The 19,492-nt window shown below is 63.9% G+C and carries 18 protein-coding genes and 3 tRNA genes; 17 read left to right on the forward strand and 4 right to left on the reverse strand.

Annotated elements, in window-relative coordinates; translation table 11 throughout:
• The first annotated feature begins 4 nt into the window (after positions 1-4).
• From HHL15_RS00220 to HHL15_RS00280, 13 genes are all read left to right on the forward strand, one after another.
• Positions 5-952, forward strand: coding sequence for a RodZ domain-containing protein (locus HHL15_RS00220; protein WP_169143815.1), 948 nt, complete (start codon positions 5-7; stop codon positions 950-952).
• An 11-nt stretch (positions 953-963) separates the two neighbouring features.
• A complete protein-coding gene (gene ispG, locus HHL15_RS00225) occupies positions 964-2,214 on the forward strand; it encodes a flavodoxin-dependent (E)-4-hydroxy-3-methylbut-2-enyl-diphosphate synthase (RefSeq protein ID WP_169143816.1) in 1,251 nt (416 codons plus the stop codon).
• Positions 2,215-2,250: 36 nt separating this feature from the next.
• Positions 2,251-3,546 carry a histidine--tRNA ligase gene (gene hisS, locus HHL15_RS00230; protein ID WP_169143817.1) on the forward strand — a complete coding sequence of 432 codons (1,296 nt, stop codon included), beginning with the start codon at positions 2,251-2,253 and terminating at the stop codon, positions 3,544-3,546.
• Positions 3,533-4,186, forward strand: a complete 654-nt coding sequence (locus tag HHL15_RS00235; protein WP_169143818.1) for a YfgM family protein — start codon at positions 3,533-3,535, stop codon at positions 4,184-4,186. The genes hisS and HHL15_RS00235 overlap by 14 nt, the downstream gene beginning before the upstream one ends.
• Complete coding sequence (gene bamB, locus HHL15_RS00240; protein WP_169143819.1) at positions 4,183-5,322, forward strand: outer membrane protein assembly factor BamB; 1,140 nt, start codon at positions 4,183-4,185, stop codon at positions 5,320-5,322. The genes HHL15_RS00235 and bamB overlap by 4 nt, the downstream gene beginning before the upstream one ends.
• A gap of 15 nt (positions 5,323-5,337) precedes the next feature.
• Positions 5,338-6,666, forward strand: coding sequence for a ribosome biogenesis GTPase Der (gene der / locus HHL15_RS00245; RefSeq protein ID WP_169143820.1), 1,329 nt, complete (start codon positions 5,338-5,340; stop codon positions 6,664-6,666).
• Between the two features lie 102 nt (positions 6,667-6,768).
• On the forward strand, positions 6,769-7,011 hold the full coding sequence (hfq, locus tag HHL15_RS00250) for an RNA chaperone Hfq (RefSeq protein ID WP_079434940.1): 243 nt from the start codon (positions 6,769-6,771) through the stop codon (positions 7,009-7,011).
• Positions 7,012-7,062: 51 nt separating this feature from the next.
• Positions 7,063-8,199: a GTPase HflX gene (hflX, locus tag HHL15_RS00255; RefSeq protein WP_169143821.1), complete on the forward strand. Its 1,137-nt coding sequence runs from the start codon at positions 7,063-7,065 to the stop codon at positions 8,197-8,199.
• Between the two features lie 56 nt (positions 8,200-8,255).
• Positions 8,256-9,527, forward strand: coding sequence for an FtsH protease activity modulator HflK (hflK, locus tag HHL15_RS00260; protein WP_169143822.1), 1,272 nt, complete (start codon positions 8,256-8,258; stop codon positions 9,525-9,527).
• Complete coding sequence (gene hflC / locus HHL15_RS00265) at positions 9,527-10,435, forward strand: protease modulator HflC (RefSeq protein ID WP_169143823.1); 909 nt, start codon at positions 9,527-9,529, stop codon at positions 10,433-10,435. Before hflK ends, hflC begins: the two co-directional genes overlap by 1 nt.
• Complete coding sequence (locus HHL15_RS00270) at positions 10,435-10,620, forward strand: DUF2065 domain-containing protein (RefSeq protein WP_169143824.1); 186 nt, start codon at positions 10,435-10,437, stop codon at positions 10,618-10,620. The genes hflC and HHL15_RS00270 overlap by 1 nt, the downstream gene beginning before the upstream one ends.
• A 15-nt stretch (positions 10,621-10,635) precedes the next feature.
• On the forward strand, positions 10,636-11,790 hold the full coding sequence (locus HHL15_RS00275) for an ATP phosphoribosyltransferase regulatory subunit (protein ID WP_169144299.1): 1,155 nt from the start codon (positions 10,636-10,638) through the stop codon (positions 11,788-11,790).
• Between the two features lie 6 nt (positions 11,791-11,796).
• A complete protein-coding gene (locus HHL15_RS00280) occupies positions 11,797-13,107 on the forward strand; it encodes an adenylosuccinate synthase (RefSeq protein WP_169143825.1) in 1,311 nt (436 codons plus the stop codon).
• A gap of 195 nt (positions 13,108-13,302) precedes the next feature.
• Here HHL15_RS00280 and HHL15_RS00285 read toward each other — a convergent pair.
• The 3 genes from HHL15_RS00285 to HHL15_RS00295 all read right to left on the reverse strand — a co-directional run bounded on the left by HHL15_RS00285 (position 13,303) and on the right by HHL15_RS00295 (position 13,878).
• A tRNA-Leu gene (locus tag HHL15_RS00285) sits at positions 13,303-13,387 on the reverse strand.
• 167 nt (positions 13,388-13,554) lie between these two features.
• A tRNA-Leu gene (locus HHL15_RS00290) sits at positions 13,555-13,639 on the reverse strand.
• Between the two features lie 154 nt (positions 13,640-13,793).
• A tRNA-Leu gene (locus tag HHL15_RS00295) sits at positions 13,794-13,878 on the reverse strand.
• 33 nt (positions 13,879-13,911) lie between these two features.
• On the opposite strand from HHL15_RS00295, the gene rnr reads away from it, so the two are divergent.
• Genes rnr through HHL15_RS00310 form a run of 3 tightly spaced genes read left to right on the forward strand, consistent with a single transcriptional unit; the run spans position 13,912 to position 17,870 of the window.
• Entirely contained in the window at positions 13,912-16,452 is a 2,541-nt protein-coding gene (gene rnr / locus HHL15_RS00300) for a ribonuclease R (protein WP_408065709.1), read from the forward strand.
• A complete protein-coding gene (gene rlmB / locus HHL15_RS00305; protein WP_169143826.1) occupies positions 16,445-17,191 on the forward strand; it encodes a 23S rRNA (guanosine(2251)-2'-O)-methyltransferase RlmB in 747 nt (248 codons plus the stop codon). The genes rnr and rlmB overlap by 8 nt, the downstream gene beginning before the upstream one ends.
• Before the next feature lie 7 nt (positions 17,192-17,198).
• A complete protein-coding gene (locus HHL15_RS00310; RefSeq protein WP_169143827.1) occupies positions 17,199-17,870 on the forward strand; it encodes a HugZ family pyridoxamine 5'-phosphate oxidase in 672 nt (223 codons plus the stop codon).
• A gap of 27 nt (positions 17,871-17,897) precedes the next feature.
• Here HHL15_RS00310 and HHL15_RS00315 read toward each other — a convergent pair whose 3' ends face one another.
• Positions 17,898-18,680: an outer membrane lipoprotein-sorting protein gene (locus HHL15_RS00315; protein ID WP_206198516.1), complete on the reverse strand. Its 783-nt coding sequence runs from the start codon at positions 18,678-18,680 to the stop codon at positions 17,898-17,900.
• A 42-nt stretch (positions 18,681-18,722) separates the two neighbouring features.
• On the opposite strand from HHL15_RS00315, the gene HHL15_RS00320 reads away from it, so the two are divergent.
• Positions 18,723-19,469, forward strand: a complete 747-nt coding sequence (locus HHL15_RS00320) for an ABC transporter ATP-binding protein (RefSeq protein ID WP_169143828.1) — start codon at positions 18,723-18,725, stop codon at positions 19,467-19,469.
• Positions 19,470-19,492: the final 23 nt, after the last annotated feature.

Here is a 19,492-nt window from a genome sequence, read left to right on the forward strand (position 1 = left end):
CGTCTTGCCATCTTCGACCGACGAGACCTCCGGCGAGCGCCGGGCCGGCGAAACCCTGCGTAGTGCCCGTGAGGCCCTGGGCATGAGCATTCCGGAAGCGGCCTATTCCCTCAAGCTGAATGCCCGCCAGATCGAGGCCATCGAGTCGGGGCGTTTCGACCAGCTGCCGGGCACGGCCTTCACGCGCGGCTTCCTGCGTAACTACGCCCGTTTGCTGAAGATCGATCCCGCTCCGCTGCTGGCCGAGCTCGAACCGCCCGCCAGCGATGCTACCGTCGAGCTGGCACCGGCCTCGAATGCCCATGGCAACATGCCGGAAGTGGGGCGCGGACGTTTCCGCCGTTCGGTGCTGCCCGGCGTGGCGGCCGCTCTGGCCCTGCTCGGCATCGTGGTCGTCGGCTGGTATTACGACACCCAGAAGAGCAAGCCCCAGGAAGACCTGGTCGCCAGCCTGCCACCCTCCCAGGCACCTGCCTTTGCGCCCGGTGCGCAGGGCGGGGAGGGCACGGCAGCCGTGCCTCCTGCGGTCGAAGCGGCGCCTGTTCCTGTCCCGGTGCCTGTTCCCGTTCCTGTTCCCGTGCCGGCGTCCGTGTCTCCGGCTGCGCCGGCGGGCAGTTCCCCGACGCCTGCTGCGCCGGTGGTGGCGGTGCCCGCTGCCACGCCGGCGAAGGAAGTGCCCGCTGCAGCTGTCGTTGCGGATGCCGCCAAGCCAGGGTCCGACAGGCTGGTGTTCGACTTTGCCCAGGACTCCTGGGTGGAGATCAAGGATGCAGCCGGCAAGGTGGTGTTTTCACGCCTGGGCAAGGCCGGTACCCGCGAGCAGGTTGATGTCAAGCCGCCTTTTTCCGCCGTGATCGGCAATGCCCGTTCGGTGAAGCTGGAGCGCAACGGTGCTCCGGTCGACCTGGGCCTGGCCGCCAAGGCAACGGTCGCCCGTCTCAAGATCGAGTAATCGGAACAATCATGGATCTACTCCTCTCGGGGCGCGCAGCCCCCCGTCGCCAGACCCGCCTGGTGCGTGTCGGAAATGTCCTGATCGGCTCGGCAGGGCCCGTGGTGGTGCAGTCGATGACCAACACCGATACGGCCGACGATTTTGCCACCACCATGCAGGTGGCCCAGCTCGCGCGGGCGGGCTCCGAACTGGTGCGCATCACCGTCAACAATGACGAGGCGGCCAAGGCGGTGCCGAAGATCCGTGAGAAGCTGTTGCAAATGAACCTGGATGTGCCGCTGGTCGGCGACTTCCATTACAACGGCCACAAGCTGCTGTCCGATAACCCGGCCTGCGCCGAGGCGCTCGACAAGCTGCGCATCAACCCCGGCAACGTGGGGCAGGGCGCCAAGCGGGACACCCAGTTCGCGTCCATCGTCGAGATGGCCTGCAAGTACGACAAGCCGGTGCGTATCGGCGTCAACTGGGGCAGTCTCGACCAGTCGGTGCTGGCCCGCATCATGGACGAGAACGCGAAGCGTGCCGTTCCGCTGGATGCCGGCGCCGTGATGCGCGAGGCGCTGGTCACCTCCGCCCTCGAGTCTGCAGCGAAGGCCGAGGAATATGGCCTGGGCGGCGACAAGATCATCCTGTCGGCCAAGGTCAGCAGCGTGCAGGACCTCATCGCGGTGTATCGCGACATGGCGGCCAAGTGTGACTACCCCCTGCACCTGGGCCTGACCGAGGCCGGCATGGGTTCCAAGGGCATCGTGGCATCCACGGCGGCGCTGTCGGTGCTGCTGCAGGAAGGCATCGGCGACACCATCCGCATTTCCCTGACCCCGGAGCCCAACGGCAGCCGGACCCAGGAGGTGGTGGTGGCCCAGGAGATCCTGCAGACCATGGGGTTGCGAGCCTTCACGCCGATGGTGACGGCCTGCCCCGGCTGCGGCCGCACCACCAGCACCCTGTTCCAGGAGCTTGCCTCCGACGTGCAGAGCTTTGTCCGCGACAACATGCCGATCTGGCGTGACCAGTACGATGGTGTCGAGAACATGACCCTGGCGGTGATGGGCTGCATCGTCAATGGCCCGGGCGAGAGCAAGCACGCCAACATCGGCATTTCCCTGCCGGGTACCGGCGAGTCGCCCGCCGCGCCGGTGTTCGAAGACGGGGTCAAGACCCTGACCCTGCGCGGCGACAATATCTCCAATGAATTCAAGGCCATCATCGAGCGTTACGTGGCCCGCACCTATCCCCGCAAGGGCGCGCCGGCCTGAGGCCGTGCCGCTCCGCCTACAAGAATAAAAGGAATCATGAGCAAGACCCTCCAGGCCGTGCGCGGCATGAATGACATCCTGCCCGACGATGCAGAAGTCTGGGAGCAGTTCGAGGACATCGTCCGCAACTGGCTGCACAGCTACGGCTACCGCCCCATCCGCATGCCCATCGTCGAGCCGACCCCGCTGTTCAAGCGGGCGATCGGCGAAGTCACCGACATTGTCGAGAAGGAGATGTACTCCTTCGAGGACGCCCTCAATGGCGAACACCTGACCCTGCGCCCGGAAGGCACGGCCTCCTGCGTGCGGGCGGCGATCCAGCACAACCTGCTGTTCGGCCAGCCGCGTCGCCTGTACTACCACGGCCCGATGTTCCGCCACGAGCGTCCCCAGAAGGGGCGCTACAGGCAGTTCCACCAGGTGGGGGTCGAGGCCCTGGGCTTCGACGGTCCGGACATCGATGCCGAGCACATCCTGATGTGCGCGCGTCTGTGGGATGACCTGGGCCTCGAGGACGTCAAGCTCGAGATCAATTCCCTCGGCAGCAGCGAGGAGCGCGCCACCCACCGGGCTGCATTGATCACCTATTTGGAGCAGCACCAGGATCGCCTGGACGAGGACGGCAAGCGGCGTCTGTACACCAATCCGTTGCGCATCCTCGACACCAAGAACCCCGACCTGCAGGGTATTGTCGAAGCCGCGCCCAAGCTGGCGGATTTCCTCGGCGAGGAGTCCCTCAAGCACTTTGACGGGGTGCAGACCCTGCTGAAGGATGCGGGCATGCCTTATCGAATCAATCATCGCTTGGTGCGCGGCCTGGATTACTACAACCGCACGGTCTTCGAGTGGGTCACCACGCGCCTCGGCGCGCAGGGCACCATCTGTGCCGGCGGCCGTTACGACGGCCTGGTGGCCCAGCTGGGCGGCAAGCCGGCGCCCGCGGCAGGTTTTGCCATGGGCGTGGAGCGCCTGCTGTCCCTGTGGCAGGAATGCGGTGGCGAGGCCGAGCGAGTCGTGCCCGATGTGTATGTGGTGCATGCCGGTGAGGCTGCCCAGCGGGCCGCCTTCCGCGTTGCCGAAGCGCTGCGTGGTACGGGTTTCTCCGTTACGCTGCACTGCGGCGGCGGCGGCTTCAAGTCGCAGATGAAGCGGGCAGACGCTTCCGGCGCACCCTTTGCCGTCGTGATTGGCGACGATGAGGCTGCCGCAGGCGAAGTCAGCCTCAAGCCGCTGCGCGATGGCTCCGAACAGATCCGCGTCCCGATGGACGTACTCCCCGAAACCCTGGCCGACCGCCTACTCGAATCGGAAGAAGACGATGGCAGCATTTGACCTTGAAGAACAGGAACAGATTTCCCAGATCAAGGGATGGTGGGAAGAGAACGGCAAGCTCGTGACCACCCTCGCGGTGGTGGCAGCGCTGGCTTCCGTTGGCTGGCAAGGCTGGAACTGGTACCGCGGCAAGCAGGGGACGGAAGCGTCGGCGCTCTACACCGCCGTGCAACAGGCCGCCGGCGAGAAGAACGCCCAGAAGGCGCGTGAGGCTGCCGGGCTGATCATCGACAAGTACAGCGGCACGCCTTACGCCGACCTGGCTGCGCTGCTGTCGGCCAAGGTCCAGAGCGATGCGGGCGACCTCAAGAACGCCCGGGTTCCCCTGGCCTGGGCCGCCGAAAAGGCCAATGATCCGGCGCTGCGCAATATTGCGCGGCTGCGTCTGGCCACCGTCCTGTTCGATGACAAGGCCTACGACGAAGCCCTGGCCCAGTTGCAGGCACCGACCGATGCCGAACTGGCCGCGCGGTTTGCCGACCTGAAGGGTGACATCCTGGTGGCTCAGGGCAAGCCGGCGGAAGCCCGGGTTGCCTACAAGGCGGCCGTGGATGCGCTGAGCACCGCCGTCAAGGCGGAGTCCTCCACCCTGCGTGAAATCGCCCAGGCCAAGCTCGACGCCATCGGGGGCGCGCAATGACGCCCGCCCGTCTGGCGGTGGCTGTGGTGGGCGCGCTGCTGCTTGGGGCGTGCTCGTCCCTGAATCCGTTTGCGTCCGACAAGAACAAGCTGCCGGCCCTCAAGCCCTTGCAGAACGACGGTGTCCGTGTCTCTGAAGTGTGGAAGGCGCGGGTGGGGGCTTCCGGTGCCTACGTGCTGCAACCGGCGATCAGCGGCAATGCCGTCTTCGCCGCTGCCGCCGACGGCGACGTGCTGCGTCTGGAAGCAGGCCGCAGCACCTGGAAGGCCTCCATCAACGGCGCCCTCTCCGGTGGTGTCGGCAGCAATGGGCAGATCGCCGTGGTGGCCACGCCGAAGGGCGAGGTCGTGGCGCTCGACGCCAGGACGGGCCAGGTCAAATGGCGTGTCCAGGTGAATGCCGAGATCCTCGCCGCACCCGCCGTGTCCGACAACCTGGTCGTGGTGCGCAGCGCGGACAGCCGGCTGTTCGGGCTGGATCCCCAGGATGGTCGTCGGCGCTGGGCCTACCAGCGGGCAACTCCGGCCTTGTCCCTGCGTAATTCCGCAGGGGTGGTGATCGAGGGGAGCGCGGTGTTCGCGGGCTTTCCGGGTGGCAAGCTGGTGGCCGTCAGCGGCGCCAACGGCAGCCTGATGTGGGAAGGCACGGTGGCCGTGCCGCGTGGCGCCACCGAGCTGGAGCGCATGGCCGACATCACCAGCCTGCCGGTGCTGGGCTCCCGCGCCGCCTGCGCCGTGGCCTTCCAGGGCCGCATCGCCTGCTTCGACCTGGCCAATGGTTCGACCCTGTGGGCACGTGACCTGTCCAGCTCCAGGGGCCTCGACCTGGATTCCCGGTATGCCTACGTGACCGACGAGAAGGGGGCCGTTCACGCCCTCGACCTGAACAATGGCGCCAGCGCCTGGAAGCAGGATCAACTGGCCGGCCGCAACGTGGGCCGTCCGCGCGTGTCGGGCAGCTACGTGGTGGTGGGCGATGGTGAGGGCTACGTGCATCTTCTGCGCAAGGACGACGGGGCAATGGCAGGTCGGCAGCGTGTCGACTCCAGCCCCATCCTTGCCGACATCCAGCGCAGTGATGGCGAAATGGTCATCCAGAGCAAGGATGGCAATGTTTATGGCCTTGGCCTGCAATAACGGAGTTCCCGACGCGTGAAGCCAACCCTGGTTCTGGTAGGTCGCCCCAATGTGGGCAAATCTACCCTGTTCAATCGCCTTACCAAGACCCGTGATGCGCTTGTCGCCGACTTCCCCGGTCTGACCCGCGATCGTCGCTACGGCCTTGGCCGGGCGGCCGAGCGGGAGTTCCTGGTCGTCGATACGGCCGGTTTTGATCCCGTCGCAAAGGACGGGATCGTCCACGAAATGGCCCGGCAGGCCGAGCAGGCCATCGCCGAAGCCGATGCGCTGCTGTTCATGGTGGATGCCCGCGCCGGCCTGACGCCCCACGACGAGCAGATCGCAACCCGGCTGCGCCGGGCCGGCCGTCCGACTTTCCTGGTGGTGAACAAGGCCGAGGGCATGAACCGGGCGATGATCTCTGCCGAGTTCCATGCCCTGGGCATCGGCGAGCCGCTGTGTGTGTCCTCGGCCCACGGTGACAACGTCACCACGCTGATGGAACTGATCCTCGAGTCCTTTCCGCGGGATGACGATGACGACGTGCCGGCCGAGAAGGGCCCCCGGGTGGCGATCGTCGGGCGTCCCAATGTGGGCAAGTCCACCCTGGTCAATACCCTGATCGGCGAAGAGCGGGTCATTGCCTTCGACATGCCCGGCACCACCCGTGATGCGATCGAGGTGCCCTTCGAGCGCAACGGGCGCCACTACACGCTGATCGATACCGCAGGCCTGCGCAAGCGCGGCAAGGTGTTCGAGACCGTCGAGAAGTTCTCGGTGATCAAGACCCTCCAGGCCGTGGAGCAGAGTAACGTCGTGGTGCTGGTGCTGGATGCCAGCCAGGATGTCTCCGAGCAGGATGCCCACATCGGTGGCTTCGTGGTCGAAGCCGGTCGCGCCCTGGTGGTGGCGGTCAACAAGTGGGATAGCGTCGATGACTATCGTCGCCAGCGCATCAAGGAAGACATTGCCCGCAAGCTGCCCTTCCTGGGTTTTGCACGCTTTCTGTATGTCTCGGCCTTGAAAGGGCAGGGCATCGTCCCCATGTTGAAGGCTGTCGATGGGGCCTACGAGGCGGCGATGACCAAGCTCGCCACGCCCAAGCTGACCCGCCTGCTGCTTGATGCCATCGTGCGTCAGCAACCGCCCCGTCATAATGGCTTCCGTCCCAAGATGCGCTATGCGCACCAGGGGGGCATGAACCCGCCGATCATCGTTGTGCACGGCGCCGCTCTTGACCATGTGCCGCCGTCATACGTACGCTATCTGGAAAGAACCTTTCAGGAAGCCTTCAAATTGCAGGGGACGCCGTTGCGGATACAATTCAAGTCGTCAAAGAACCCCTTCGCAAGCAAGGATTGAAGAACCGATTTCCACACCATCGAGCTGCTTGCCGTACCTGATGTGGCGGTGCAGCAAAAGGCTCTATAATTATTCCAAACTAAAACCATAGAGGTTCTAAAAATGAGCAACAAGGGGCAACTCCTCCAAGATCCGTTCCTTAACGCGCTCCGCCGCGAGCACGTGCCGGTTTCCATTTATCTCGTGAACGGGATCAAGCTGCAGGGGCAGGTCGAGTCTTTCGATCAATACGTTGTCCTGTTGAAGAACACCGTTACCCAGATGGTCTACAAGCACGCCATCTCCACCGTGGTGCCGGCGCGTCCCGTCAATATCCAGCAGGAACAGAACGAGGCCGCAAGCTGAGTTCCATTATTTCCTGGCCGTCTGTGGTCCACCTGAACGTCGGGTGGCGGCGTGTTTGAACGACCTTCGTCGGGAAACCGCGCCGTTCTGGTGCAGGTCGATTTTGGCCAGGGCGGCATCGAAGAGCGCCTGGCCGAAGTTGGCCTGCTCGCAGGCAGTGCGGGAGCGGTCATCGTCGGGGTGATCCAGGGCCGTCGTCAGGCGCCCGATCCTGCGCTGTTCGTCGGCAAGGGCAAGGCTGAGGAAATCGGTTCGCTGGTGCAGATGAGCGGTGGCGACATCGTGATCTTCAATCACGACATCACCGCGGCCCAGCAGCGCAACCTCGAGCGCAAGCTCAACTGCCGGGTCATCGACCGGTCGGCCCTCATCCTCGACATCTTTGCCCTGCGCGCGAAGAGCCACGAAGGCAAGCTGCAGGTCGAACTGGCTCAGTTGCAGCACCTGTCCACACGCCTCGTCAGAGGCTGGACCCACCTGGAACGCCAGAAGGGTGGTATCGGTCTGCGCGGTCCGGGTGAAAAGCAGCTCGAGACCGACCGCCGCCTGCTGGGCGAGCGGGTCAAGCTGCTCAAGGCGCGGCTCAAGGTGCTGGAGCGCCAGCGGGCCGTCCGCCGGCGGGCGCGGGAGCGTCGCGATGTGCTCAGCGTATCCTTGGTGGGCTACACCAATGCGGGCAAGTCCACGCTGTTCAATGCGCTGACCAAGGCGGGGGCTTACGCCGCCGATCAGCTGTTTGCGACCCTTGACACCACCTCCCGTCGACTTTTCCTTGGCGAAGCCGGGAACATCGTGGTGTCGGACACGGTCGGATTCATCCGTGACCTGCCTCACTCTCTCGTGGCCGCATTCCACGCCACGCTGGAGGAAACCGTCTCTGCCGACCTGCTGCTGCATGTGGTCGATTCGTCGAGTGACGACAGGGAAGGGCAGATTGCTGCCGTGAATGGTGTTCTGGAAGAGATCGGGGCCGGGCAGTTGCCTCAGATCCAGGTGTGGAACAAGATCGACCAGAGCCTGGCGAGTGCGGAAGTGCAGCAGGACGCTTGTGGTAACATCTCGCGCGTTTTGCTCAGCGCCAGGACTGGAGAAGGTCTCGACCTGCTGAGGCAGGTGCTGGCCGACGTCGCCCAGAAACACAAGGCATCCCTGGCGGCTCTTGCGGTACAACATGAGTCGTCGTTTTGAAGTATCCCAGTGAGTCTTCTTCCGGAGCGGATTAAACCGTGATTTCAGGCATTCTCATGTCCCTCAACGATCCCCGCTGGGGAAACCGTGGCGGTGGAGACAACCGCGGCGGCGGCGATAACCAGGGGCCTCCCGATCTGGAGGAGCTCTGGCGTGATTTCAATCGGCGTCTTTCCGGCATGTTCGGTCGCAATGGTGCGCCGGGCGGCGGCGGTGATGGCGGCGGTGGCGGCAAAGGCCCCGGTCCCGAGTTTTCCTTCCGCCAGTTTGGTGGCGGCATCGGTCTGATCGCGGCGTTTGCAGCGGTGATCTGGCTGGCCAGCGGCTTCTATATCGTCGACGCGAGCCAGCGTGGGATCGTGCTGCAGTTCGGGCGCTTCCAGGAATCCACCGAGCCCGGCCTGCGCTGGCGCCTTCCCTATCCGATCCAGAGCCACGAACTGGTGAACCTGACCGGCGTGCGCACGGTCGAGATCGGCTATCGCGGCTCCGAGCGCAACAAGGTCCTCAAAGAGGCCCTGATGCTGACGGACGATGAGAACATCGTGAACATCCAGTTCGCCGTCCAGTATGTTCTCAAGGACCCCCAGGCTTACCTTTTCAGCAACCGGAATGCGGATGACTCGGTCATTCAGGCTGCTGAAACTGCTGTGCGCGAGATCGTCGGCAAGAGCAAGATGGATTTCGTGCTTTATGAAGGCCGTGAACAGGTGGCGGCCAATGCACAGAAGCTGACCCAGGATATTCTGGACCGCTACACCACGGGCATCCAGGTCAGCAAGGTGACCATGCAGAACGCCCAGCCGCCCGAGCAGGTGCAGGCTGCCTTCGACGACGCCGTGAAGGCCGGCCAGGACCGGGAGCGCCAGAAGAACGAAGGCCAGGCCTACGCCAACGACGTTATTCCGCGTGCCCGCGGTGCGGCCTCCCGCTTGCTGGAAGAAGCTGACGCCTACAAGGGGCGTGTGGTTGCCCAGGCCGAGGGTGATGCGTCGCGCTTCAAGCAGGTCTACGCCGAGTATGCCAAGGCGCCTGAGGTGACCCGTCAGCGTCTGTATCTCGACACCATGCAGCAGGTCCTGTCTAACTCCAGCAAGGTGATGGTCGATGCGAAAGGTAACGGCAACCTGCTGTACCTGCCGCTCGACAAGCTAATGCAGGTCACTGCAGCGCCGGGTAGCGTGCCCGCTGGCGAGCCGGCCCAGTTGCCACGTGCTGCCACTCCTGCAGGTGCCGAAAATACGATTACACCGCCCAGGGCGGATGCACTCTCAGGGGAGTCCCGTACCCGTGAGACCACGCGCAACCGTGAGCGGGGAGAACGCTGATGCGAGAACGTCTGTCATTGCTGGCCGGTGTGGGCCTGTTTGTCGCTGCGGTGCTGTCGATGTCCCTCTTCACGGTTGATCAGCGCCAGCATGCGTTGGTCTTTCAACTGGGTGAGGTCAAGGAGCAGATCAGCGAGCCGGGTCTCCATTTCAAGATCCCCATGATCCAGAACGTGCGCTATTTCGATCGGCGCATCCTGACCCTCGACACTTCGGAGCCCGAGCGTTTCATCACCTCCGAGAAAAAGAACGTGCTGGTGGATCTGTTTGTGAAGTGGCGGATCGTCGATCCCAAGCTCTATTACATCTCGGTCGGGGGCGATGAAGCCCGTGCCCGTACCCGCCTGGAACAGACCGTCAATGCCGGGCTCCGCGAGGAGTTCGGCAAGCGTACCGTGCATGATGTGGTGTCCGGCGAGCGGGACAAGATCATGGACGAGATGCGCCTCAAGGCTGACCTCGATGCGCGCAAGATCGGCGTACAGATTGTCGACGTGCGGCTCAAGCGGGTGGACCTGCCCGCCGAGGTGTCGGAGTCCGTCTATCGGCGCATGGAGGCCGAGCGCAAGCGGGTCGCCAACGAGCTTCGTTCGCAGGGCGGCGCGGAGGCCGAGAAGATCAAGGCGGATGCCGACAAGCAGCGTGAGGTGATCCTTGCCGAAGCTTACCGTTCTGCCCAGATGGTCAAGGGTGACGGGGATGCCAAGGCCTCGGCCATATATGCGCAGGCGTTTGGTCAGAGCCCCGAGTTCTATGCCTTCTACCGCAGCCTGGAGGCTTACCGGAGCAGCTTCAAGAGCAAGTCCGACGTGATGGTCATCGAGCCGAACTCGGAGTTCTTCAAGTACTTCAAGAGCTCCGGTGGTCGTAATGCTTCGGCGGCTGATTCCGGCAAGCACGGAAAGTAATGGGCCGTACGCTCATTCTGGCCTTCGCGCTGATGCTCGTGCTCGAAGGCGTCATCCCTTTTGTCGCGCCAGCAACCTGGCGCGAGACTTTTTCTCGCCTGCTTCGGCTGGCGGACGGCCAGATCCGCTTCGTGGGTCTGGGGTCGATGTTGCTCGGCCTCGTCATCCTGATCGTTTTTTCTTGAGGCGCCATGCCCATGTTGCGTTGGGTTCTACCCGAATACATCCAGGACGCGCTGCCCGCCGAGGCGGCCAAGCTGGAAGACCTGCGTCGTCGCCTGCTCGACACCTTTCGCCTGAATGGCTACCAGTTGGTGGCTCCGCCGCTGCTTGAGTATCTCGAATCCCTGCTGACCGGGGCTGGCCAGGACCTGCAGCTCAAAACCCTCAAGCTGGTGGATCAGCTCTCCGGGCGAACCATGGGTGTCCGGGCAGACATCACCCCGCAGGTGGCCCGCATCGATGCCCACCTGCTCAATCGCAAGGGCGTGACCCGTCTCTGCTACTGCGGCACCGTGGCGCATGCCGTGCCGTCTTCGCTGACGGCCACCCGCGAGCCGCTGCAACTCGGCGCCGAGATCTATGGGCACGCCGGCCTTGAGGCTGATGCCGAGGTGATCCGCCTGCTTGCCGAGGTCCTGTCGATCGCGGGTGTCGGTACGTCACGCATCGATCTGGGGCATGTGGGCCTGTTCAAGGCGCTGGTGCGCCTGAGCGGCCTGTCGGCCGACCGGGAGGAGCCGCTCTTCGATTGCCTCCAGTCCAAGGATCTGCCTGGCTTGCAGGACTTGCTCAGAGGCGTACCCGAAGCGGTGCGCCAGGGCCTGCTGGCCCTGCCGACCCTCTATGGTGACGCCGGGGTGTTGAGTAAGGCCCGCGGCCTGCTGCCGGAAGATGCTGAAATCCGCTCCGCGCTCGATGACCTCGAGGCGCTGGCCGCCGCGCTGGCGGACCTGCCCATCAGTTTTGACCTTGCCGACCTGCGCGGTTACCACTATCACAGTGGAGTGGTCTTCGCCGCCTATGGCGGACGTTCCCCGGTGGCGCTGGCCCTCGGCGGACGTTACGACAGCGTGGGCCGCGCCTTCGGGCGGGGCCGTCCGGCCACAGGGTTCAGTCTCGACCTGCGCGAACTGGCGGCCCAGGTGGCCGACCCTGTGCAGGCCGGTGCGATCCTGGCCTCCGGCGCCGGCAGTGACGGTTTCCGCGAGGCTGTGGCCGCGCTGCGCGAAGCAGGGGAAAGTGTAGTGATTGAATTGCCCGGCCATGAAGGCACGTGGCGTGAGGCCGGCTGTGACCGGCGTCTGGTTCTGCGGGGCGGTGCCTGGCAGGTTGAACCGCTTCAGGGAGAGTAATTAGAAATGGCAAAGAACGTAGTCGTGGTGGGCACCCAGTGGGGTGACGAGGGCAAGGGCAAGATCGTCGATTGGCTGACTGATCAGGCCCAGGGCGTCGTCCGATTCCAGGGTGGCCATAATGCAGGGCATACCCTGGTGGTCGGCACCACCGAATACAAGCTCAACCTGGTGCCGTCCGGCATCGTGCGGGAAGGCGTGCAGTGCTATATCGGCAATGGTGTGGTGCTCGACATCCATCATCTGCTCGAGGAAGTGCGTGGCCTGGAGGCCGGCGGCATCAAGGTGCGTGAGCGTCTGAAGATCAGCCCGGGCTGTCCGGTGATCCTGGGTTATCACTCGGCCCTGGACCGTGCCCGCGAAGCGCGCAAGAGCGCCGGCGACAAGATCGGCACCACCGGCAAGGGCATCGGCCCGACCTACGAAGACAAGGTGTCCCGCCGCGCCCTGCGCGTGTACGACCTGTTCGATCCCCAGCGCTTCGCCGAAAAGCTTCGGGAAGTGCTGGATTATCACAACTTCGTGCTCACCCAGTACCTGGGCGCGGAAGCCGTCGATTTCCAGACGGTCTTCGACCAGGCGATGAAGGATGCGGAAGAGATCCGTCCGATGGTGACCGACGTGTCGGCCGACCTGTATGCGGTCAACAAGGCGGGTGGCAACCTGCTGTTCGAAGGCGCCCAGGGCACGCTGCTGGACATTGACCACGGCACCTATCCCTTCGTGACCTCCAGCAATTGTGTGGCAGGCCAGGCTGCGGCTGGCTGTGGCGTGGGCCCCGGCCGTCTGCACTACGTGCTGGGTATCACCAAGGCCTATTGCACCCGGGTCGGTGGCGGTCCTTTCCCCACCGAGCTGGATTTTGAGACTCCAGGCACCCCGGGCTACCAGATGTCCACCGTGGGCCGTGAATTCGGCACCGTGACGGGGCGCAAGCGTCGCTGCGGCTGGCTCGACCTGGCGGCGCTCAAGCGCTCCATCATCATCAATGGCGTGTCTGGTCTGTGCATCACCAAGCTGGACGTGCTCGACGGCCTGACCGAGCTGAAGCTGTGTACCGGTTACATGCTGGACGGCAAGCGCATCGATCTGCTGCCGATGGGCGCAGAAGAGGTTGTGCGCTGCGAGCCCATCCTGGAAACCATGCCGGGCTGGAGCGGGACGACCTTTGGTGCGCAGAGCTGGGATGCGCTGCCGCCGGAGGCGCGTGCCTACCTGCACCGTATCGAGGAGATCTGCGAGATTTCCATCGACGTCATTTCCACCGGCCCCGAGCGGGACGAGACGATCCTCAAGCGCCATCCTTTCGGCGCCTGATCACGTATTGCTCGTAAGACCGGCGCAACCCCGGCAAGCCTCTTCATGGAGGGGCTTGCCGGGGTTTTTCTTTGGGCGGTGTGATTGTGCGTGGCCCTGGCGCGTGAGTGGGGTAGGGGCGACGCGCGATGGCCGGTGACAGACAAATAGCAAAAGGCCGGTCATGTTTCCATGACCGGCCTTTGCCTGAATCCTTGGTGCCCAGAAGAGGACTCGAACCTCCACGCCTCGCGGCACTAGTACCTGAAACTAGCGCGTCTACCAATTTCGCCATCTGGGCAACGAAGGCGCCATTATAGATCAAAATTGGATTTGTGCAAGCCTTTTTGAAAAAGAGTTCGGATGTTCGGTTTTGGATGCGAAGTGCAATCCTGGGATGCGAATACAAGGGAGATGAAAAGCAAAAGGCCGGTCATATGTTTCCATGACCGGCCTTGCTTGAATCCTTGGTGCCCAGAAGAGGACTCGAACCTCCACGCCTCGCGGCACTAGTACCTGAAACTAGCGCGTCTACCAATTTCGCCATCTGGGCAACGAAAGCGCTATTATAGAACAAATTAATCTTGTAGTGGAAGCCCCTGGAGGGCTAGATAACCTTGTCTCTTGAATCCGTCCCGGAAATCCGGTTTCTGCAGTCTGCAACCAACAACAAAAAAGCCGGTCAAAGACCGGCTTTCCTGAAAATCTGGTGCCCAGAAGAGGACTCGAACCTCCACGCCTCGCGGCACTAGTACCTGAAACTAGCGCGTCTACCAATTTCGCCATCTGGGCAACGAGCTAGAAATTATAGAGTAGAAATTATCCGTGTCAATATCAAAAAGCAAAAACACTAAAAAGCTCAGCAAGCTGCGTCGCAGCGATCCCTTCTTCGAGCGCGAGAGTCAGAAATATGACTTCCCGCTGCCAAGTCGGGAATTCATCATCCAGGTTCTGGCAGAGCAGGGCGTGCCCCTGCCGTTTGCCGAACTGGCTCAGGCCATGGACATCCAGCCCGTCGAGCTCGAGTTCTTCGAGCGTCGCATGTTTGCGATGGAGCGGGACGGGCAGGTCATGCGCAACCGGCGGGGAGCGTATCTGCTGCCAGCCAAGGCCGACCTCATCAAGGGGAGGGTGCAAGGCCACCCTGACGGCTATGGTTTTGTCGTCACTGACGACGAAGGGCAGGACATCTTCCTCGGCCCCAACGAAATGCGGGAAGTCCTGCATGGAGACCGGGTCATGGTGCGCATCGCCGGCATGGATCGGCGTGGCCGCCCCGAGGGCAAGGTCGTCGAGGTGCTCGAGCGCGCCAATACCCGTATCGTGGGGCGCGTGCTGGTGGAGAACGGGGTGACCCTGGTGGTGCCGGAGAACCGCCGCATTTCCCAGGAGATCCTGCTGGCGCCGGCTCCCCGCTCCAAGTTCAAGCCGGTTCCCGGCCAGGTGGTGGTGGTCGAGTTGGTTGACCAGCCGACCCGGTACGCCCAGCCTGTCGGAAAGATCGTCGAGCTGCTGGGCAATTATGCCGATCCGGGCATGGAGATCGAGATCGCCCTGCGCAAGCACGATCTGCCCTTCGAGTTCTCCCGGGAGGCCCGCGAGCAGACCCGGCGCTTGCCGGACGCAGTCCGCAAGATGGACTGGAAGGGGCGCGAGGATCTGACGGCCTTGCCCCTGGTGACGATCGACGGGGAAACCGCCCGGGACTTCGATGATGCGGTGTTCTGCGAACGCCAGGGCCGGGGCTTCCGGCTGGTGGTGGCGATCGCCGATGTATCCCATTACGTGAAGGTCGGGTCGGCGCTGGATGGCGACGCCTACGATCGCGGCAACTCGGTGTATTTCCCGCGGCGGGTCATTCCCATGCTGCCGGAGAAGCTCTCCAATGGTCTGTGTTCGCTCAATCCCCAGGTCGAACGCCTGTGCATGGTGTGCGATATGGCGATCTCCCAGACCGGGGTGATCAAGCAGTACCGCTTCTATCCGGCGGTGATGTTCTCGAAAGCCCGCCTTACCTACAACCAGGTGGCGGCGGCGCTGTACGACAACGATCCGGCAGCGCTGGAGCTGGTTGGTGGTCTGCTGCCTCATCTGCAGAACCTCGACAAGCTGTTCCGGGTGTTGTTGAAGGCCCGGGCCAAGCGGGGGGCGATCGATTTCGAGACCCAGGAAACCCGGATGATCTTCGACGACAACGGCAAGATTGCCCAGATCGTCCCGGAGTCGCGCAACGATGCCCATCGCCTGATCGAGGAGTGCATGCTGGCGGCCAACGTCTGCGCCTCGGAGTTCCTGCAGGCCCAGGAGCATCCGGCGTTGTACCGGGTCCACGAGGGGCCGACCCCGGAGAAACTCGCCAAGCTGCGCGATTTCCTGGGTGAATTCGGTCTGCAGCTCGGCGGCGGCGAGGAGCCGCGTGCTGGGGATTACGCCAAGCTGCTGGCGAGCATCAAGGAGCGCCCCGATCTGCAACTGCTGCAGACGGTCATGCTGCGCTCGTTGCGCCAGGCCGTGTATAGCCCGGATAACGTGGGACACTTCGGTCTGGCCTACGAGGCCTACACCCATTTCACCTCGCCCATCCGGCGCTATCCCGACCTGTTGGTGCATCGCGCCATCAAGGCCGCGCTCCTCGGCGAGCGTTATGTGCCGGCCCAGGACAACGGTGATTGGGACGCCATCGGCATGCATTGCTCCATGACCGAAAGGCGTGCGGATGAAGCCGACCGTGATGTGGAGAACTGGCTCAAGTGCTACTACATGCAGGATCGTATCGGCGAGGAGTTCGAGGGAAGCGTCTCGGCGGTGGTGCCTTTCGGGTTGTTCGTTGCGCTGGATGACGTCTTTGTCGAGGGCTTGGTGCATATCTCCGATCTGGGAAGCGACTACTTCCATTTCGACGATGCGCAGCACGCGCTGGTGGGTGAGCGTTCGGGCGAACGTTACCGCCTGTCCGACCGGGTCCGCATCCAGTTGGTACGGGTCAATATGGAAGCGAGCAAGATCGACTTCCGGCTCGTAAAGGGGCCCGAGCGGGCTACCGCCCGGACGGGCAAGACGGCCCGGGACCGGGATCGGGGGCAGGAGGTGTCTGCTCCGCCGGTTGCCGTGGTGGCTGAAGCGGAGCCGACTCCCAAGTCCAGGCGCCGGCCGGTCAAGGCAGCCGCCCCTGTCGAGGCTGCGGTAGAATCCGCCCCCCGGCCGGCAAGCCGGGCGCGCAAGGCCGCGGCCGACACCGCGCCTGCCGCCAAGGCTGCCAAGCCCAAGACGCCCCCTGCCAAGACCGGCAAGAGCAAGCCTGCGAAGGCCAAGCCTGCCAAAGCCGCCAAGGCCCGTACTACGAAGAAAGCCAAGTCCAGTGTCTGATAACGCCAGTTCCCGCCTCATTTACGGCTTTCATGCCGTTCTTGCCAAGCTTCGCCACGACCCGGAAGGCGTCTTCGAGATCTTTGCCGATGCCCAGCGCACCGATGCGCGGGCCAGGGATCTGCTGCGTCACGCGGAGCAACTGGGAACCCGTGTCATTCCGTCCGACGGGGAGCGCCTCGACCGCATGGTGGGCACGCGGCGCCACCAGGGCGTAGTGGCCCGGGTGGATGCGCGCCGCAAGGAACTCAAGCTGCCCGACGTGCTGGACGGTCTGACGGAACCCGCGTTGCTGCTGGTGCTGGATGGAATCCAGGATCCCCACAATCTGGGGGCCTGCCTGCGGGTCGCCGATGCGGCAGGCGCGCACGCGGTCATCGCACCGAAGGACAAGGCGGTCGGGCTCAACGCCACTGCGGTCAAGGTGGCCAGCGGTGCGGCCGATACCGTGCCCTACGTGACGGTGACCAATCTGGCCCGGGCCCTGCGCGAGATGCAGGAAGCCGGCGTGTGGGTGCTCGGTGCCGCCGGCGAGGCTGAAAAGTCCATCTACACGGTGGATCAGAAAGGCCCGGTCGCCTGGGTGCTGGGAGCCGAGGGCGATGGCCTGCGGCGGTTGACCCGTGAGACCTGCGACGAGCTCGTGAGCATTCCCATGTACGGGACGGTGGAGAGTCTCAATGTGTCGGTGGCGAGCGGCCTGTGCCTGTTCGAGGCCCGGCGTCAGCGCCTGGGCTGAGTCTGTCATGGGGGTGGATTCGAGAGAGGTGAGGGAGCTGCTGCGCACGGCCCGCTGCGGTGCCCTCGGGACCTTCTCCCTGGCCATGCCAGGCCACCCCTTCGTCAGTCTGGTGACCTTCGTTCCAGATTCGGACCTGCGGCCGGTCTTTCTGCTGAGCGGCCTGGCGGAGCACACACGCAACCTGCGTGCCGATCCGAAGGCCAGCCTGTTGCTGGCAGAGGGTGGGGCCCACCCCCTTGAGCAGGCCCGGATTACCTTGCTGGGCGAAGTGACCGAATTCGAGCCGGACGATGCCGCGCGCCAGCGTTTCCTGCGCTATAGCCCTGAATCAGCGGATTACCTGATGCTGGGTGATTTCCGCTTCTTTCGCCTGGAGCCGGCCCGCTTGCGTTTCATCGGTGGATTTGCCCGGATGGGTTGGAGTGATCCGCCCGCTCCAGCCACCTGCCTGGCGCCGGTAGAGGAGGGCGCCTTGCTGGACGCCCTGGCGCCCTTTGTGCCGGTTGGAGCAGGATTGCTGGGGCTGGATCAGGAGGGGCTCGATCTGCGTATCGCAGGCCTCTTCCGCAGGCTGCCCCTTTCTCCCGAGGCCCCGGGCCCGCAGGCCCTGCTGCGTGCCGCACAAGCGGCCCTGGCCGGACTGGCGCCGGTCAGGGCCGGTGATGGACTGGCCTGACGGCGTCCGTCACCGGGCCACCAGGGCTCAATCGACCCGGTTCAGTTTGTCCATGTACTGCTTGGTGAAGACCCGGTCGGGCAGGTCCTTCAGGCTCATCTGGGAGTAGCGCAGGGTGGAGACATCGCCCTTGCGCAGGGCATCTTCCATGACCAGCTGGGTGGGCCGGATGCGTCCGCCCAGAGTCTGGAACTTCTCGTAACGACAGACTTTCAGCAGGCGGTCGGACAGGGAGTAGAACTCCGCCCGGTGGGGATAGCTGTTGGACTGGCGGACCCAGTACAGCACCTTGGCGTAGGTCACGCCCCGGTCTACCGCGGTGAGTTCGAGCACGTACATCTTCTCGCCGTCGATGGTGTCGGTGCGCAAGATCTTCGGCTCGTAATCTCCCGAGAAGCTGGCCCGCGCCAGGTCACCGTTGGCAACCTGGCCGGTCAGGCGCTGGGCCAGGGAGAGCCGGACCGGCTGGGAGATGTTGGGCATGAAGACCCACAGGTCGCGGGCCCGCATCAACATGGCCTGGCCACGGTCGCTGGCCGGCTCGAGGGTCTGGACGATGGTGTTTTCGTTACCCTTCGAGAGGATGCGGTACTTTCTGTCCTCGCTGGCTTCGCCCGGAGTGGCCGAGGTGATGTCGATCAGCACCTGGAAGCCTTCCTTCGGAAAGCGGACCTCGTCGGCCCGGGCAACAATGGCCCGGGCAGTCTCCACATCATCGGCCTGGGCAGCGCCGCACATCCCGAGGGCAGCGGCGACAAGCAGCGCCTGGCAGCCGTTCCTCAAGCCTTGCAGGTAAAAGTTGAAGCGCATGGTGTTATCCTTGGAAAGCAAACAACATAGTTCAGAGCACAAATGCCGATCATTCGTGTTGAAGATTTAAGCAAGGTTTACCGCCTCGGCGAGCAGGACGTGACTGCACTGGAGGGGGTGTCTCTGACGGTTGAAGAGGGCGTCTTCATGGCTATTGCCGGGCCTTCCGGCAGTGGCAAATCGACGCTGCTCAATATCATGGGGTGCATCGATACGCCAAGCAAGGGGCGCGTAGAGGTGTCAGGCAAGGATGTGTCCGGGCAGACACCCGACGACCTCGCCGATCTGCGGGCGCGGACAATCGGTTTCATCTTCCAGACCTTCAATCTGCTGCCGGTCCTGTCGGCCCATGAGAACGTCGAATATCCCCTGCTGCAGATCCCCGAGCTGAGCAAGGCGGAGCGCAGTGAGCGGGTCGAGCACTACATGTCGATGGTTGGTCTCGGCAAGTACGCTCATCACCGCCCCAACCAGTTGTCCGGCGGGCAGCGCCAGCGGGTGGCGATCGCCCGGGCGCTGGTGACCCATTCCCGGATCGTGTTGGCCGACGAGCCTACCGCCAACCTGGATCGCCGCACCGGTGAGAGCATCCTGAACCTGATGCGGGACATCAACCAGGACTCCGGCACCACCTTTGTGTTCTCAACCCATGACAAGCGGGTCATGAACCGGGCGGACCGGCTGGTGCGCATGGAAGACGGGCAGATCACCGCCCTGGGCCTCAAGCGGGAAGGGAGCTGGATCTTTGTTCAGGATCGGCGCAAGCCCGAGGACGACCCCGACATTTGACTTGCCATCCCATTCAAGAGGAA

Origin of the sequence: Zoogloea dura (genome assembly GCF_012927165.1) — a bacterium.
Lineage (GTDB): Bacteria > Pseudomonadota > Gammaproteobacteria > Burkholderiales > Rhodocyclaceae > Zoogloea > Zoogloea dura.